The sequence below is a fragment of the Rhodoferax lithotrophicus genome, from assembly GCF_019973615.1.
In the GTDB taxonomy this organism is placed as follows: Bacteria; Pseudomonadota; Gammaproteobacteria; order Burkholderiales; family Burkholderiaceae_C; genus Rhodoferax; species Rhodoferax lithotrophicus.
This window is the reverse complement of the sequence record NZ_AP024238.1, coordinates 3,064,589-3,079,608: the sequence shown is the minus strand read 5'-3', so window position 1 is coordinate 3,079,608 and position 15,020 is coordinate 3,064,589. Positions and strand designations below refer to the sequence as shown.

Annotated in this window: 14 protein-coding genes; 7 read left to right on the top strand and 7 right to left on the bottom strand. The window is 59.2% G+C overall.

Annotated elements, in window-relative coordinates; all coding sequences use genetic code 11:
* Nucleotides 1–4: 4 nt before the first annotated feature.
* From LDN84_RS14235 to LDN84_RS14210, 6 genes are read right to left on the bottom strand one after another with little or no spacing between them, the layout of a single operon-like run.
* Nucleotides 5–628: an L-threonylcarbamoyladenylate synthase gene (locus LDN84_RS14235; RefSeq protein WP_223904102.1), complete on the bottom strand. Its 624-nt coding sequence runs from the start codon at nucleotides 626–628 to the stop codon at nucleotides 5–7.
* Nucleotides 629–632: 4 nt separating this feature from the next.
* On the bottom strand, nucleotides 633–1,517 hold the full coding sequence (locus tag LDN84_RS14230; RefSeq protein WP_223904101.1) for a DMT family transporter: 885 nt from the start codon (nucleotides 1,515–1,517) through the stop codon (nucleotides 633–635).
* Nucleotides 1,518–1,525: 8 nt separating this feature from the next.
* Entirely contained in the window at nucleotides 1,526–2,410 is an 885-nt protein-coding gene (locus LDN84_RS14225) for a 3',5'-nucleoside bisphosphate phosphatase (protein ID WP_223904100.1), read from the bottom strand.
* Nucleotides 2,411–2,430: 20 nt separating this feature from the next.
* Entirely contained in the window at nucleotides 2,431–4,887 is a 2,457-nt protein-coding gene (locus LDN84_RS14220; RefSeq protein WP_223904099.1) for a Lon protease family protein, read from the bottom strand.
* 19 nt (nucleotides 4,888–4,906) lie between these two features.
* Nucleotides 4,907–6,634, bottom strand: coding sequence for a single-stranded-DNA-specific exonuclease RecJ (gene recJ, locus LDN84_RS14215; RefSeq protein ID WP_223904098.1), 1,728 nt, complete (start codon nucleotides 6,632–6,634; stop codon nucleotides 4,907–4,909).
* Nucleotides 6,631–7,578 carry a phosphoglycerate mutase gene (locus tag LDN84_RS14210; RefSeq protein WP_223904097.1) on the bottom strand — a complete coding sequence of 316 codons (948 nt, stop codon included), beginning with the start codon at nucleotides 7,576–7,578 and terminating at the stop codon, nucleotides 6,631–6,633. Before LDN84_RS14210 ends, recJ begins: the two co-directional genes overlap by 4 nt.
* Before the next feature lie 113 nt (nucleotides 7,579–7,691).
* Between LDN84_RS14210 and LDN84_RS14205 the strand changes: the two genes are divergently transcribed.
* Nucleotides 7,692–8,162, top strand: a complete 471-nt coding sequence (locus LDN84_RS14205) for a hypothetical protein (RefSeq protein ID WP_223904096.1) — start codon at nucleotides 7,692–7,694, stop codon at nucleotides 8,160–8,162.
* A 175-nt stretch (nucleotides 8,163–8,337) separates the two neighbouring features.
* On the opposite strand, the gene LDN84_RS14200 is transcribed toward LDN84_RS14205, so the two are convergent.
* Nucleotides 8,338–9,684, bottom strand: a complete 1,347-nt coding sequence (locus LDN84_RS14200) for a fused MFS/spermidine synthase (protein WP_223904095.1) — start codon at nucleotides 9,682–9,684, stop codon at nucleotides 8,338–8,340.
* A 91-nt stretch (nucleotides 9,685–9,775) separates the two neighbouring features.
* Here LDN84_RS14200 and LDN84_RS14195 point away from each other — a divergent pair, with 91 nt between their 5' ends.
* From LDN84_RS14195 to LDN84_RS14170, 6 genes are all read left to right on the top strand, one after another.
* Nucleotides 9,776–11,032, top strand: coding sequence for a lipoprotein-releasing ABC transporter permease subunit (locus tag LDN84_RS14195; protein ID WP_223904094.1), 1,257 nt, complete (start codon nucleotides 9,776–9,778; stop codon nucleotides 11,030–11,032).
* Nucleotides 11,025–11,741, top strand: coding sequence for a lipoprotein-releasing ABC transporter ATP-binding protein LolD (gene lolD / locus LDN84_RS14190; protein ID WP_223904093.1), 717 nt, complete (start codon nucleotides 11,025–11,027; stop codon nucleotides 11,739–11,741). Before LDN84_RS14195 ends, lolD begins: the two co-directional genes overlap by 8 nt.
* A 28-nt stretch (nucleotides 11,742–11,769) precedes the next feature.
* Nucleotides 11,770–12,147 carry a bacteriohemerythrin gene (locus LDN84_RS14185; RefSeq protein ID WP_223904092.1) on the top strand — a complete coding sequence of 126 codons (378 nt, stop codon included), beginning with the start codon at nucleotides 11,770–11,772 and terminating at the stop codon, nucleotides 12,145–12,147.
* A 167-nt stretch (nucleotides 12,148–12,314) separates the two neighbouring features.
* Nucleotides 12,315–13,463: an ABC transporter substrate-binding protein gene (locus tag LDN84_RS14180; protein WP_223913015.1), complete on the top strand. Its 1,149-nt coding sequence runs from the start codon at nucleotides 12,315–12,317 to the stop codon at nucleotides 13,461–13,463.
* A 12-nt stretch (nucleotides 13,464–13,475) separates the two neighbouring features.
* Nucleotides 13,476–14,360, top strand: a complete 885-nt coding sequence (locus LDN84_RS14175; RefSeq protein ID WP_223904091.1) for a TatD family hydrolase — start codon at nucleotides 13,476–13,478, stop codon at nucleotides 14,358–14,360.
* 3 nt (nucleotides 14,361–14,363) lie between these two features.
* Nucleotides 14,364–14,966, top strand: a complete 603-nt coding sequence (locus LDN84_RS14170; RefSeq protein WP_223904090.1) for a DNA-deoxyinosine glycosylase — start codon at nucleotides 14,364–14,366, stop codon at nucleotides 14,964–14,966.
* The last annotated feature ends 54 nt before the right edge of the window (nucleotides 14,967–15,020 follow it).

Genomic DNA, 15,020 nt, shown 5'->3' with positions numbered 1-15,020 from the left:
CTGCTTAAAGGCCAAGCATCGCCAATGAGCCAAGTCCTTCGCGGATGACTACCGGGTCACTACCGGTTAAATCCACCACGGTGGTTGGTTCACGCGGGCAAGCTCCTGCATCAATCACGGCCGCAATGCGGCCCTTGTAGCGCTCACGGATTTCTTCGGCATCGTTCAATGGTTCGGTTTCACCTGGTGCAATCAGGGTGGTGGCCAGTAAGGGCGTGCTGTGGAGCGCCAGCAATTCCTGCAGCACTTTGTGGTCGGGCACGCGCAGACCAATGGTTTTGCGTGACGGGTGGCTCAGGCGGCGCGGTACCTCTTTGCTGGCTTCCAGAATGAAGGTGTAAGCACCGGGGGTGGCGGCTTTGAGGCGGCGAAACTGCTGGTTGTCCACACGGGCGTAGTTCGCCAGCTCGGACAGGTCGCGGCACAACAGCGTCAGGTGGTGTTTGTCGTCCACTCCGCGGATTCGGCGCAGCTTATCGGCAGCGGCCTTGTCGTCCAGGTGGCAAACCAGCGCATAGCTGGAGTCGGTGGGTACAGCCAGCACCTCGCCTTTGTCGAGCAAGGCGGTAGCCTGTTTGAGCAGACGGGGCTGGGGGTTGTCGGGGTGAATTTCAAAAAGCTGAGGCATGGCGCTATTGTCGCTGCCCCGTGGCTTCACGTGCCGACAGCAGGGCATTGCCGACTCCGCAGGTGGCAATCACGGCAATGCCAGCCCAGGCAAAAGCATCCGGCACATGCTGGAAAACCAGCCAGCCCATCCAGGTGGCAAAAGCGATCTGGGTGTAGAGATAAGGTGTGAGCACCACCGCACTGGCGCGGTTGAAGGCGCGAATCAGCATCAAATGACCAAACGTGCCCAAAAAACCCACCAGTACAAACCAGTGCCAGTAACGGAACAGCGCTATCGTATTCCAGCTCCACAGCATGATGGGTGTCATGACCACCGTTCCCACCAAGCCGGTGTAAAAGTGTGTGGTGTAAGGGTTTTCGTCACCACTCAGGCGGCTGGTGAGTACCTGAAAAGACGCATAGGTCACCACCAGCAAGACCGGAAACAAGACTGCCCAGCCAAACACCTGTCCGCCTGGGCGCACCACCAGCAGCACACCCAACAGCCCCAACGTCATCAACACCCAGCGCAGGGGAGAGACATGATTTTTCAGCAGCCATGCCGCCATGGCTGTGGCCACCATGGGTGAGAGCATCACCATGGCGGTGAATTCCCCCACGGGTAAAAATTGCAGGCCAAAAAATGAGCAGGCGCTGGTGGTCAGCAACAGTACACCACGCAAAGTCTGAAAGCGTGGGTTGGGGGTGGTGAACAGCTGGTTTTTTTGAATCGGGTAACGCAGTACAAATGTCAGGACGGCCTGAAACGCATAACGAAACCACAGCAACATCAGCACCGGTACCAGTTGCGTGGCGTGTTTGGTCGCTGTGTCCAATAAGGCAAACGACAAGCTTGCCAGGATGATCAGCAAGATCCCGCCGCCCTGGCGACTTGTCCAGAATGACATGTGTGGGTTCAGGCCCGAGTCGAAGCGGCTCGGGGGGCACGTGTAATGCGATCCTCCAGCAGCGCCCAGACCGGGGTGAGTTCTCCCGGCAATACAGGCAGGGCACCCAGTTCCGTGCGGCTTTCTGTTGGGCTGTGAAAGTCACTGCCACGTGAGGCGGCCAGACCAAATTCGAGCGCGGTTGCCGCGTAGGTAACACTTTCAGCTGCCGAGTGGCTCCCGGTGACGACTTCCACACCCTGGCCACCGTGGCCGATGAACTCGGTGAACAGCGCCATCTCTTCATTGGCACTGAATTTGTAGCGTGCCGGATGGGCAATCACGGCCAGACCGCCAGCCTGGGTGATCCAGCGCACGGCATCTTTCAAATGGGCCCAGCGGTGCTCCACAAAGCCGGGTTTGCCTTCGGTGAGGTATTTGCGAAACACTTCATAGGTGTCTTTGCAGATGCCGGTTTCAACCAGGTAGCGGGCAAAGTGGGTGCGTGAGATCAGGTTGGGGTTGCCGGCATATTGGAGGGCACCTTCAAAGCAGCCTTTGATGCCCACACGCGCCAGATCATCGGCCATTTCCTGGGCACGTTGCGCACGCCCACCACGGGTTTGCTGCAGGCCTTCGGCCAATGCGGCGTTGTTGGCATCAAAACCCAGCCCGACAATGTGCACGGTTTGATGCAGGAAAGTGACGGAGATTTCCACCCCCGTCAGGTAGTCCAGACCACAGGCCGCAGCCGCAGCTGCGGCGCGTGCCTGACCACCAATTTCATCATGGTCGGTGAGCGCCCAGAGCTGAACCCCTTGTGATTTGGCGCGTAAGGCCAACTCTTCTGGTGTCAGGGTACCGTCCGAGACAACGGAATGGCAATGCAGGTCGGCGTTCAGGGTGGGGTTCATTGCTGCATTCTAGGGGCGGGCTATCTGCCGCGTGGGTGATGTGGTTTTGCTTCAGCGTGTAATTTGGACAGCCGCCGTGCCACCTTGAGCGGGCGGGGTACATCGCAGAATTTGCGGTAGGTTTGGAGTGTTTTTTGCGCCATCCCGAGAAGGCTGTCGGCCGGATAGTCCTGACCTTGCAGGGTGCCAAAACTGGCCCCCGTGAGTAACTCGATGCCATCGCTGGCCAGGTCAGCGGTGTAGATATGAAACTGCCCCTGGGCCACGGCCTGCACCACGCTGGGGTCAAGCATCAGGTGGCGGCGGTTGCGTGCCGGAATCAGCACGCCCTGTTGGCCATCCAGCCCGAGCAGCTCACAACTGCGGAAATAGCCTTCGATTTTTTCGTTGATGCCCCCCACCGGGAGCATTTCGCCGTGCTGGTTGACAGCACCGGTGACCGCAATCCCCTGCTTCAGGGGCAAGCCCGACAGGCTGGACAACAAGGCGTAAAGCTCGGCACAAGAGGCCGAGTCGCCCTCGACACCGCTGTATTCCTGCTCAAACACAATCGCCGCATCCAGTGCCAGCGGTGCAATGTGGGCAAACAGGGCGGACAGGTAGCTGTGCAGGATCAGCACCCCCTTGTCGTGAATCGGGCCGGAGAGTTTGACTTCACGTTCAATATTGAGCAGGCCTTCATGCCCCGCATAGGTGCTGGCGGTCACGCGCACCGGAAAGCCAAACTGGTAGTCGCCCAGGTCAATCACGGTCAGGCCATTGAGTTGCGCCACTTTTTCGCCGGTGACATCCAGCAGGCGCTCACCATCCACAATGGTTTCCTGCAGCCGCTGCTGTGGGTAGCTGTGGCGGTAGACCCGCGCCTGCATGGCCGCGTACACATCCTGCGACTCCACCAGCGTGGCCCCACGGCTGTGTGCCGAGGCGCTGCTTTCCATCACCAGCGCCTCGGAGTGGCCAAAAATGGCGCTTTGACGCACCTGGTCTTCGGCCTCACGGTGGCTGGCTTCGATCAAGGTGGCCACGGCGGCGGCGGAAAAATGCAGCAAACCCAGGCGATCACAGGTGTGGGCGACAAAAATGGCCGAGGCGTTGAAGGATTCAGGGGTGGCCTTGAAGGTGTCGGCAAAATCCACCTTGCAGCGAAAGCGGCGGGCAAACTCGGGGTCACCTTCCTGAACGGCGTAGTACTCCTCCACCGAGGCAATCAGGACAATCTTCACATCCACATCAATCGGGTCGGGCTGCAGGGATACCGCTGCAATTGGTGCATACATCATGCTGGGCTCTTCGATTTGCAAGCGCCCGCTGCGCAGATAGCGCCGCAATTTCTCCCAGACCGACTCGTCGGCCAACAGGTCGCGCAGGTGCAGCATCAAAAAGCCGCCATGGGCCTTGACCAGACTGCCCGCGCGGATGCGCGAAAAATCGGTGGTCAACATGTCGCCATCGGATTCGTATTCAATGCTGCCAAACAGGTTGCGAAACAGCGGGTTGTCTTCCAGGATGACGGGGGCACCTTTCAGCTCGTGGTTGTCCACCGCCACGTTGACCCGCAGCCGGGACAAGACTTCCAGCAAGGCTTCCAGCCGGACATCTTCTTCGTCTTCACCGGGCTGAAACAGCTCCAGGTTTTCCAGCATGTCGTGCTGAACCTGTTCAAGGTAGCTGCCGAGTTTGAGACTGTCCTTGATTTGTTTGCGCAGCGCGTTGCGAATGGCTTGCAACTCATGTTCCAGCATGGGTTTGATGGCCTGGCGCTTCAAGGTGGCCAGGCTTTCATTCAAGCTGTGCTCCCTGGCCCGGTTTTGCTCAAGATAACGGCTGATCTCGTTGCGCAAGGCTTCTTCGTTGCTGTCAATTTCTACCCGTTGCTGGGCCGTCAGGGTCATGGCTTTGCCGGTGGTCAGGGGTTGCCCTTGAGGATCGCGGAGGGTGAACACCATATTGCCCTGTTCGCGTGTCAGCGAGAAGTTGCGGGCATCGGCAAAGGCCGTCAGGGCGGCGAAGGCGCGGTCTTCCTCCATTTTGTGCTGGCTGCTGAGGTGATCACTCTCGGCTTTGAAGGCCGCCTCTGACAGGCGCTTGGGAATGTCCGATTGCAGATGTTTGGCCAATTGCCCCATCAGTTGACGCAACAGGCGGCCTTCGCCAGCGGGCAGCCGCATGGCACGCGGGTGCTCGGGAGAGTCATGGTTGTACAGGTAGCACAAGTCCGGTGGCGTGGGCCGCTTGGCGGCTTCGGACCGCATCATCTGGCTGATCAAGGTGCTGCGGCCACTGCCGACTTCGCCCAGCACAAACAGGTTGTAGTCGCGCTGGCCCATCGTCAAGCCAAAGCGTGTGGCTTGTTCGGCCCGCTCCTGGCCGATCCAGGGCAAGGGCAGGTGCTTCAGCTCGGTGGTGTTGGTAAAACCCAGTGAGGCTGCATCCACATGGCAGCGCAGTTCAGACGCGGATAGTTTTGAGGTGGTCATGAGATTGCAATCTGGTTCATCAGGCCGATTCTGCCGCTTCTACCAAAAACCGTACTCTGCGTTCACCGCGCCAGCTGTCCACATCCAGCCGAAAGGCCAATATGACTCGTGCTGGCAGAGGTTCGGTGCGGCCAAACCAGATGCCATCGACCGGCTGGCCGCAGTGTTTGAGCTTGAGCGACAGGTGTTTTTCACCCACCAGGCGTTGCGACACCACCTCCAGCTCTTCGCTGAAGGTCGGGGCGGCAAAACCCTGGCCCCACACCTCATGGTGCAGGGTGTCGACCAGATCGGGGCGACGGTATTCGGGTTTCAAGGCACCGTCGGTGTACAGGCGGCGCATCAAGGTGGCCGCATCCAGCCATTCCTTGGCGACTTCGTTCAGACCTTGCTCAAAGGTGTCCAAGTGTTCTTCCAGAATGGTGCAGCCCGCCGCCATGGCGTGGCCACCAAAGCGCAGCAGCACACCGGGGTAGCGCTTGGCTACCAGATCCAGTGCGTCGCGCAGGTGAAAACCGGCAATCGAACGCCCCGAGCCTTTGAGTTCGTGCCCGTGCCCGGTGGCTCCACTGTTGGCAAACACAAAACTGGGCCGGTGAAACTTGTCCTTGATGCGGGCCGCCACGATGCCCACCACACCTTCGTGAAACTCGGGGTCAAACACGCAGATGGCTGGCGGAGTTTCTTGGGCATCTTCAAACAAGGACTCGGCTACCGCCAGCGCCTGTTCGCGCATCGCGCCTTCAATTTCACGCCGTTCGCGGTTGATGGCATCCAGTGTTTGGGCCAGTTCCTGGGCGCGATTTGTGTCGTCGGTCAGCAGGCATTCAATGCCCAGGGTCATGTCGCTCAAACGTCCGGCGGCGTTGATGCGTGGGCCCAGCGCAAAGCCAAAATCAAAGGTGGTGGCGCTTTTGGTTTCACGCGAGGCTGCTACAAATAATGCAGCTAGTCCCGCAGGCTGAATAAGCGCTCTAACCCGTTTTAGCCCTTGAGCCACAAGGCGGCGGTTGTTGCTGTCGAGCTTGACCACGTCGGCCACCGTGCCCAGGGCGACCAGCGGCAGCAGGGTATCCAGCTTGGGCTGGTTGCTGGCATCAAACACACCCCGTTGGCGCAGCTCGGCCCGCAAGGCCAGCAGCACGTAAAACATCACCCCGACACCGGCAATGGCTTTGCTCTCGAAGGCGCAGCCGGGCTGGTTGGGGTTGACGATCACATGGGCATCGGGCAACTCAATCTGACCATTGCGCATGGCGGGCAGGTGGTGGTCGGTCACCAGCACTTGCAGGCCCAAGGCGCGGGCGCGGGCCACGCCTTCAAAGCTGGCAATGCCGTTGTCCACCGTGATCAGCACATCGGCCCCGTTGGCTTTGACACGCTCTGAAATCGGTGGGGTCAGGCCATAGCCGTCTTGCACGCGGTCGGGCACGATGTAGTCCACATGCTGCGCACCCAGCAGGCGCAAGCCCCGGATGGCGGTGGCACAGGCGGTGGCCCCATCGCAGTCGTAGTCGGCCACGATGCAAAGTTTTTGCTTGGCGGCCATCGCATCGGCCAGCAGGCGGGCCGCCTCTGCGGTGCCTTTCATGCTGGCGGGGGGGAGCAGCCGGGCCAGCGCGTCGTCCAGCTCCTGCGGGTTGTGCACGCCACGAGCGGCGTAAAGCTGCGCCAGCAAGGGGTGAATGCCCGCTTGCTCCAATGCCCAAACGCTTCTGGGGGGAATATCTCTTACTATTAATTTCATAGCTGTTTGAGCAAGTCCTGTATGCGCTGAGGGCCAAAAAAGCTTTTAATTTTCTGGCGCAGGGTTAACGGTTGACTGTGCCAGGTTTGGGCGTGACGCTCACCGCACAGGGTAAGCTGAACGGCTTCGCCGCGTGCACTGGCTTGCAGCAGGGTCAAGCCTTCCCGGGCATCCAGCGCGTGCCAGGCCTCCCTCCAGCCACGCCAGTTTTCAAGCAATGCGGCATCGCGCAGATGGGGGATCACCGTGGGCTCCAGGGCTTGAGTGGTGCGGAGAGGGGCTGGCCATTCGCCAGTGCCACTGAGCCAAAAGGCGTTCACGGGCAGAGCGCCGCGCTGTTCACGCAGCGTATTGGTTGGGTGGTTGTAGAGCAGCATCTGCATCTCACTCATCAGCCGGATCAGGCTGTTGGCCTGTGTCGACTGTGGCATCCAGGGCTCCAGATTACGGCCCAGTACGCGGTCGGGTGAGGCGCTGCGCAGCTGGGCAAACACGGCACCGTGGGCCAGCCAGTGCCCCGGCTCCAGCGGGTACAGCGTGATGCCATCCTCATTAAAAAAAGGCTGCATGGTGCTCAGAAACTGGTCTGACTCCGCGGCGTTCAGATCCTTCATCGGAATCTGGCTCATCGTGACCTGGTGGGCGCTGGCCTGCCAGTTGCACAGGGTCACCAAGGCCCATGCGCCGCCGTGAACAGGAACTAGATCCGGGCGTTTTTGGGCTTGCCAGGCGGCCCAGGGAATTTGCCCGTCTTGCACCGGCAGCCCGAGTGGTCTGGCCAGTGCGCGTTCATGCGGGGGGGACAGGCTGAGCTCGTCACCCGCATCCAGCGGCTGGGCCGTCAGACGGGAGAGGAGCTTTTGCAGGTGCGGCAGGTTCAGGCTGGGCAGAATGGCCAGACAGTTTTCGTCATGGCTGGCGGCAAAGGGAATCAACAGGTGCATGGCTTGATTGTCGAGGAAAGCTTTGCCGTATCCACTGGTGGTGTGAAGTCATTTCACGCGCCCAAGTCGGGCACCAATTGCCCCTGATAATTCAGGGCAGGGAGGACTTCAAGATGGTTTTTGATCGAACGGTCAAATGGGGGCTGGTTTTTTTGCTGCTGCTGATCATCATCAAACTGGGCTGGTCACATCGCCATGATGACTGGGTTCAACAATGGTTGGTGCCGCAGGGGCCAGCGAAAGTGGACATTCAATTTGACAATGGCTCCGTGCGCGACAGTGCTTCGCCCAATGATGGGGCTGGCAAAACCATGCCAAAATTGAATACGGTTAAAAATGAGCCCGGTCAGCTTAAAAAATGCCTGATCGACGGCAAAGTGGTTTACACCGATCAGGTTTGCCCGACGGGTGCCAAAGTGGCTGCGGTGGACGGTGGCACGCTGGCGGTGTTGCCAGCTCCCAAGGCAACGGCGGATCACCTCCCGCCAACCCAGGGTGGGCAAAAGCGGCTGCGTGAGGTGCTGGATATTTCGGATGGTCAGGATCAGAAAACCCGAATGATGGAGCGCGTGGTAAACCCCTGATACGGAGGTCAACCAGGCCAATCAGCACATATTCTTCCAGATTGGGCAGGCTGCGGTAAGGGCTGAACTTCAGCCCCCGGTCATTGGCGGCGGTGCTGGGCGAGAGCACTTCAGGCAGCTTGGGCTCGGGTTTGACCATGGCGCTGGCCTGGTTTTGTGCACTGCAAGTCACCAGTCAGTTGGACCTGGCCAAGTCCAGATCAGCCCCATTACGCTCGTCGGTATAGGGTGCACTGGGCCCGGCGTGGCTGCTGTCATAACAACTGACGATCACATTGCTCAGAGGCTTGGACTTGTGCAGCACCTCTACGGCGCAACGCCCATACATGCTCTCAATGGTGGCCAGCAGGTTGCGGGCATAGGGGGTTTCAAGCCGCCCGTCCAATATCAGGTTGATCAGCAACACTCCGCCTGGGGCCAGGGTGCGACGGGTGTCTTGCCAGAATTCACGTGTGACCAGATGGCCGGGAATGGAGGTGTGGCTGCTGAACACGTCGACCACCACGGCATCAAAGCGGCGATCTGTGCTGCGCACAAAGCGGCGTGCGTCGTCCACAATGAAGTCGCCCTCAATCGGGCCTTTCAGAAAACGCTTCTCGGCAATGTCGCGGATTTTGGCATCAATGTCCACATAGGTGTAGTGGTTGCTGGGTTCCTGGTGTGACAGGGTGAAACCACCCGCGCCGAGCACCAGAATCTCACGCTGGTACAAGCCCAGTTCTTCCAGAATGATGTGGCGCAGGTGTTGCACATAACGGGCGTACTTCGGCGGCTGACTGTCGTCCATCAGCGAGGCCAGTGAGTTGTTGATCAGAAACGCACGTGGCTTGATCTGGTCGGGTCGTGTCAGGGGCTGGATGGCGTAATCGGCATAGGCGGTGTCTTGGACTTCGGTGTTGGGCTGTAGGTTGACGACGCTGGCGACCAAGCTCACCGCTATGGCTTTCCCCCAGTTGGCCCAGCTTCTTTGGGACAGCAGCAAACTGCCCAAGGCCAGCAGCACGGCGCAGATCAACACCGCCGCAGACACGCCCAGCCACTGCATCACCACCAGCGACAAACTCACTGATCCCAGAAATGAGCCCAAGGTAGACCAATACAGCGCGTAGCCACTGGCCTCGCCGGTACGCAGATGTTTCATCAGGTTGGTCAGTACCGGCACGGTTTGCCCCAGCAGCCAGGCCAAAGGGCACAACACACCACCAATAAACACCAAATACGCCAGCCAGATCGGCTGTACCTGAGTGAACAACCCATCTACCGTGAGTCGCGCCAGCCCCAGGCCAGCCAGCAAGGCAGAGATTAAAAAATTGCGTGCCACGACCGTGGTGAACCGATCTGACACGCGTGCACCCGAGCCATAACCCAGCGCCAGTGCCAGCAAAAACAGGCCAATGGTGGGTGCGGTGACCACTATCGCGCTGCCTACATGGGGCACCAAACGCCGCAGGGCGATGACTTCGGCACCGAGGGAGCAGAAGCCTTCAATAAATACGATCAGGTAGAGCAGGTGGCGGGGCATGGTGGACTCGGGAAAGTGGAAGCACCATTACACCAAAGGACCGCGGTACTCTCGTCCGGGCTCCTGGGGGCATCAATGACACAATCCACCCATGCAACTTCCCTATGAACTCATCCTTGGCTGGCGCTATACCCGCGCTGGCCGTGCGACCCGGCGCAACGGGTTTATCTCGTTCATCTCGGGTGTCTCCATGCTTGGTATTGCGTTGGGCGTGGCGGCACTCATCATTGTGCTCAGTGTCATGAACGGCTTTCAAAAAGAGGTGCGTGACCGCATGCTGAGCGTGGTGTCCCACATCGAGATTTTTGCCCCCAATGGGGCAGCCTTGCCGGATGTGGCGCGTACGCTGGCCCAGGTCAAGGCCCATCCGCTGGTGGTGGGTGCTGCACCTTTTATAGCTACCCAGGCATTGCTGGCAAGGGGTGAAGACATGAAAGGCACATTGGTTCGGGGGATTGATCCGGCCCATGAAGGTGAGGTGACGGATTTGGCGCTGGAGTTAAAAACCACCGGCCTGAACCGGCTGATTCCCGGTGAGTTTGGTGTGATCCTGGGGGGGGAGCTGGCGCGTTCCCTGGGGGTGGTTACCGGGGACAAGGTCACGCTGGTGGCCCCCAGCGGCCAGGTGACACCGGCTGGCGTGGTGCCGCGCATGAAACAGATGACGGTGGTGGGTACTTTTGATTCGGGGCACTATGAATACGACTCGGGTCTGGTGCTGATGCATATGGACGATGCCGCACGCCTTTTCAGGCTAGAAGGCCCGACCGGTGTGCGTGTGCGGCTATCTGATTTGCATCAGGCCAGAGCCGTGGCCGCAGATTTGGCGAACACCCTGACCGACCAGTTGCTGATTCGTGACTGGACGCGCCAGAACCGCACCTGGTTTTCCGCCGTGCAGCTGGAAAAACGCATGATGTTCATCATCCTGACCCTGATTGTGGCGGTGGCGGCGTTCAATCTGGTCAGCACCCTGGTGATGACCGTCACCGACAAACGCGCCGACATTGCCATTTTGCGCACCCTGGGGGCCAGCCCCGGCAGCATCATGGGCATTTTTGTCGTGCAAGGTGCAATGGTTGGCGTGATCGGTACTTTGGCTGGACTGGCGCTGGGCCTGGGGGTCGCCTTCAACATTGATGTGATCGTGCCTGCCATCGAGCAACTGCTGCACACCACCTTTTTGCCGCGCGACGTGTACCTGATCAGCCGTATGCCCAGTGACCCGCAGCAGGCAGACATCTTGCCGATTGCCCTGATTTCACTGGTACTGGCTTTTGTCGCCACGCTCTACCCCAGCTGGCGTGCCAGCCGAGTTAACCCGGCAGAGGCCTTGCGTTATGAATAATCAAGACATGAATCTGAAGCTGGTGCTGAGCGCACGTGGACTGACCAAGCGTTTCACCGAGGGGCGACTGGACGTGACCGTGCTGCAGGGTGTTGACCTGGATGTGCACGCCGGTGATACGCTGGCCATTGTTGGGGCTTCCGGCTCGGGCAAAAGCACCTTGCTGCATTTGCTGGGCGGGCTGGATGCCCCCACCAGCGGTTCGGTGATGTTGCTGGGGCAAGATCTGGCACAAAAAAATGCCGCCACCCAAGGCCGCTTGCGCAACCAGCACTTGGGTTTTGTCTACCAGTTTCACCACTTGTTACCAGAATTCAGTGCCCTGGATAATGTGGCTATGCCACTATGGATTCGGCGTATGGATCATGCAAATGCGGCGCAAGTAGCTACTAAAATGTTAGCAAGCGTGGGTTTGGCAGGCCGGTTGCAGCATCGTCCGGCAGAACTCTCGGGGGGTGAGCGCCAGCGCGTGGCGATTGCCCGTGCCCTGGTGACGCAACCCGCTTGTGTGCTGGCCGATGAGCCCACCGGTAACCTGGATCGCAGCACCGCACACGGGGTGTTTGATTTGATGCTGGAACTGGCCCGTACCCAGGGCACAGCCTTTGTGGTGGTGACGCACGATGCCACCCTGGCGGCGCGTTGTGCGCGCCAGTACACCTTGGTGCAGGGCAAGTTGTCGGCGGCAGGATCTGTTGTGAACGATTGATTTCTGGTGTTTTCTTAAGGGGTACAAGATGAAGCTGGAGTGGTTGGATAGTTACAAAATGAATGACGTGGAGGTGGATGCCGTTCGAGAAAAACTGTTTGCGTTGACCAACGAGTTTCTGGCCTCCGACGATTTGACGGTGCTGCGTCCGGTGATCGTGGCACTGTGTAAACAAGCCCGGCTGCAATTCGAGCGTGAAGAGGCGTTGATGCGTCGAGTCAACTTTCCAGACATGCAGGCACACATGGCGCAGCACCAATTGCTCTTGGATCACTTGATTGGGCGCAGCATGGATGTGGGCAAGGGTTATATGAACAAACCCGCCATTGCGGAGCTGATGAAAGACTGGGCTACCCGCCATGTGCCAGTTGAAGATGCCGCATTGGCGGCATTTTTAACCCGCTAAACCCAATCCAATCCATCTGAAATTGGGGCCGGGTAAGGGTTAACGCGCACGCCGCTGGACTGGCGCAACCTTATGCTTGCCGGTTGTCTTTTTAGATTGGAAATCCAATGAAGCGGTTGGCAAGCAAGCGTGTGGTGAGTGGATGGTTGTTCGGTTTGGGTTTGGTCATGGCCTGCACCAGTGCCCTGGCGGCTGATCCGGTGCGTATTGGCTGGATCGGGCCGTTGACCGGGCCTTCGGCAGACTTTGGTGTCCCCATGCTCAACGGGGCCAAACTGGCGGTGGATGAAATTAATGCCGCTGGTGGTTATATGGGGCGGCCACTTGAGCTGATCATTAAGGACGACACGGGGGTGCCTGATGTGGGGCTGGCGAGGTCCAAAGAGCTGGTGACTGAAAAGGTCACCGCCACGGTGGGTTTTTGCAACACCGGTGTAGCCATGAAATCACTGGATGTGTTTCAGAATTCCAAAACACCGCTGATCGTGCCATGTGCTACCGGAACCCCCATCACCGAAAAATATCCGGCACCAGAGAGCTACATTTTTCGTACCTCGGCGCGTGATGCCATTCAGGCCCCTTTTGTGGTGGAGGATATCGTCTCGCGCGGCTGGACCAAGGTGGCGGTGTTTGCCGACACCACGGCATATGGAGAGGCCGGCCTGAATGACGTGATCAAGGCGCTGGCCGCCAAAAACCTCAAACCGGCCCATGTGGCGCGGTTTGCTCTGGGTGTCAAAGACCTGAGCAGTGAACTCAAGGCGGCGCAAACTGCGGGGGCGCAGGTGATCTTCAGCTATACCGTTGGGCCAGAAAATGCCGTCATTGCACGTGATCGGCAAGCCTTGGGCTGGAAAGTGCCGCAAGTGGGGGCCTGGCCGCTGTCGTTTCCCTTTTTTATTGACGGGGCCAAAGAGGCTGCTGAAGGAGCCTTGATGGCACAAACCTTCATTGCCGAGCCCAGCAACGAACGTCGCCGGGCCTTTTTAAGTGCTTATGGACGCAAATACAAAGTGACCAGAATCAGCGTGCCGATGGCTGCCGCACAAGCCTATGACACGGTGTATCTCTTGACCTATGCCGTGCTGGGTATTCGCAATGCCGACCTGTCCGGACCTTCCGTCAAGGCGGCCCTGGAAAATATTCCGCGCATCTATTACGGTGTGACCGCGACCCATCAGCAGCCGTTTACCAAAGAGGACAAAGATGCCGTCAGTTCCAACATGCTGGTCATGGGCATGGTCAAAAATGGCGCAGTCACCTTTGCCTACCCGGAAGACAAAACCAAAAATCTGTTTGTACAGCGTAAAAAATAGTGTTTTTTGCCCATGACCAAAGTGATCTGGGTTGACACCCATTGCCATCTGGATGCACAAGAATTTAGGCCTTCAGGGCAAGTGGTACGTGCGCAAGCAGCTATAAATCATGTAGCGCACTGCGTGCTTCCAGCGGTGGAAGTTGCCAACTTTGAGGCCGTGCGCGCCTTGGCCCATGCCAGCGGTGACAGCTATTGCCTGGGTATCCACCCGTTGTACGTGGCGCAGGCCCAGCCGGATGACCTGGATCGGCTGGATGCAGCCTTGACCCAATACCGTGACGATCCCCGCCTGGTCGCGGTGGGTGAAATCGGGCTGGATTATTTTGTGCCTGAACTGTGTGTGAGCCCTTTGCGTGAGCGTCAACAGCACTTTTACCTGACACAGCTCCAACTGGCGCGTCGACATGGTTTGCCGGTGGTGCTGCATTCACGCCGCTCGGTGGATCAGGTCCTCAAGGGCTTGCGCAGCGTGGGCGGCCTTCCAACGCGGAGATCGTCTGCAGCGTCGGCTCAGGTATGGCATGGCATTGCCCACGCCTTCAACGGCAGCCACCAGCAAGCCCAGGCCTTGATGGAGATGGGCCTCAAACTCGGTTTTGGTGGCGCAATGACCTTTGAGCGGGCCCAGCAACTGCGCCGTCTGGCGGCCAGTTTGCCGCTGAAGGCCATGGTGCTGGAGACCGACTCCCCCGACATGCCGCCGCACTGGCTGTATAAAACGGCGCAACAACGTGCTGCAGGTGAAGCGCAGGGCATCAATTCACCCGCCGAATTGCCCCGCATCGGTGCCGAGCTGGCGGCCTTGCGTGGCATCAGCCCAGAGGCATTGGCCGCGGTTACCACGGCCAATGCCCTGGATGCTTTACCGCGGCTGCGTGCACTGCTCCCGATTTGAGCCATGCCCACAGAATCCACCCGCCTGTATGGTTTGCCACCCATCGTGGACAGCCGCACACAACTGCTGGTGCTGGGCAGTTTTCCCAGTGTGACCTCACTGGCACGCCAGCAGTACTATGCCCATCCGCAAAACCAGTTCTGGAAGATTTTGCAAGCCATTTGGCCATCAAGCCCAAGTCTGATAAGCGTAGATAGCTATGAAAAACGGAGTCAATGGCTGCTTGACCATGGCCTGGGTGTGTGGGACGTGTATGCCTCCTGCGAGCGCCAGGGCAGTCTGGATGCCGCCATTCGCAAGCCCGAGGTGAACGACTTTGCCCGTCTGTTGGCCAGTTGTCCGCAATTGCGGGCCATTGCCCATAACGGTGGTGAGAGCTTTCGCCACGCCCGCCATGTCATCCATGGCCTGAGTCCGCTCAGGGCTTCGCATGTTGCCCTCATGGGGGCGGTGGACGCGGAGGCGGCAAATCAGCTGGTTGGTTCAACAGACACGGTGTTGCCGGTGTACAAGCTGCCATCCACCAGTCCGGCCAATGCCAGTTGGGGGTTTGAGCGCAAACTTGAGGCCTGGCGCGCCGTCGTGGCTGCTGCCGGGCTGCTGTGAACTCGCTGCTGCGGGCTTGGCGGGGGTGGTGTGCCATTGGCGATAATCCCCCGC

Excerpts from the sequence above, each read along its gene's own strand:
- LDN84_RS14175 (WP_223904091.1), top strand. The coding sequence starts at position 13,476 with ATGACCAAAGTGATCTGGGTTGACACCCATTGCCATCTGGATGCACAA.
- LDN84_RS14170 (WP_223904090.1), top strand. The coding sequence starts at position 14,364 with ATGCCCACAGAATCCACCCGCCTGTATGGTTTGCCACCCATCGTGGAC.
- recJ (WP_223904098.1), bottom strand. The coding sequence starts at position 6,634 with ATGAAATTAATAGTAAGAGATATTCCCCCCAGAAGCGTTTGGGCATTG.
- LDN84_RS14230 (WP_223904101.1), bottom strand. The coding sequence starts at position 1,517 with ATGTCATTCTGGACAAGTCGCCAGGGCGGCGGGATCTTGCTGATCATC.
- LDN84_RS14185 (WP_223904092.1), top strand. The coding sequence starts at position 11,770 with ATGAAGCTGGAGTGGTTGGATAGTTACAAAATGAATGACGTGGAGGTG.
- LDN84_RS14200 (WP_223904095.1), bottom strand. The coding sequence starts at position 9,684 with ATGCCCCGCCACCTGCTCTACCTGATCGTATTTATTGAAGGCTTCTGC.
- LDN84_RS14205 (WP_223904096.1), top strand. The coding sequence starts at position 7,692 with ATGGTTTTTGATCGAACGGTCAAATGGGGGCTGGTTTTTTTGCTGCTG.
- LDN84_RS14220 (WP_223904099.1), bottom strand. The coding sequence starts at position 4,887 with ATGACCACCTCAAAACTATCCGCGTCTGAACTGCGCTGCCATGTGGAT.
- LDN84_RS14235 (WP_223904102.1), bottom strand. The coding sequence starts at position 628 with ATGCCTCAGCTTTTTGAAATTCACCCCGACAACCCCCAGCCCCGTCTG.
- lolD (WP_223904093.1), top strand. The coding sequence starts at position 11,025 with ATGAATAATCAAGACATGAATCTGAAGCTGGTGCTGAGCGCACGTGGA.
- LDN84_RS14195 (WP_223904094.1), top strand. The coding sequence starts at position 9,776 with ATGCAACTTCCCTATGAACTCATCCTTGGCTGGCGCTATACCCGCGCT.
- LDN84_RS14180 (WP_223913015.1), top strand. The coding sequence starts at position 12,315 with ATGGCCTGCACCAGTGCCCTGGCGGCTGATCCGGTGCGTATTGGCTGG.
- LDN84_RS14210 (WP_223904097.1), bottom strand. The coding sequence starts at position 7,578 with ATGCACCTGTTGATTCCCTTTGCCGCCAGCCATGACGAAAACTGTCTG.
- LDN84_RS14225 (WP_223904100.1), bottom strand. The coding sequence starts at position 2,410 with ATGAACCCCACCCTGAACGCCGACCTGCATTGCCATTCCGTTGTCTCG.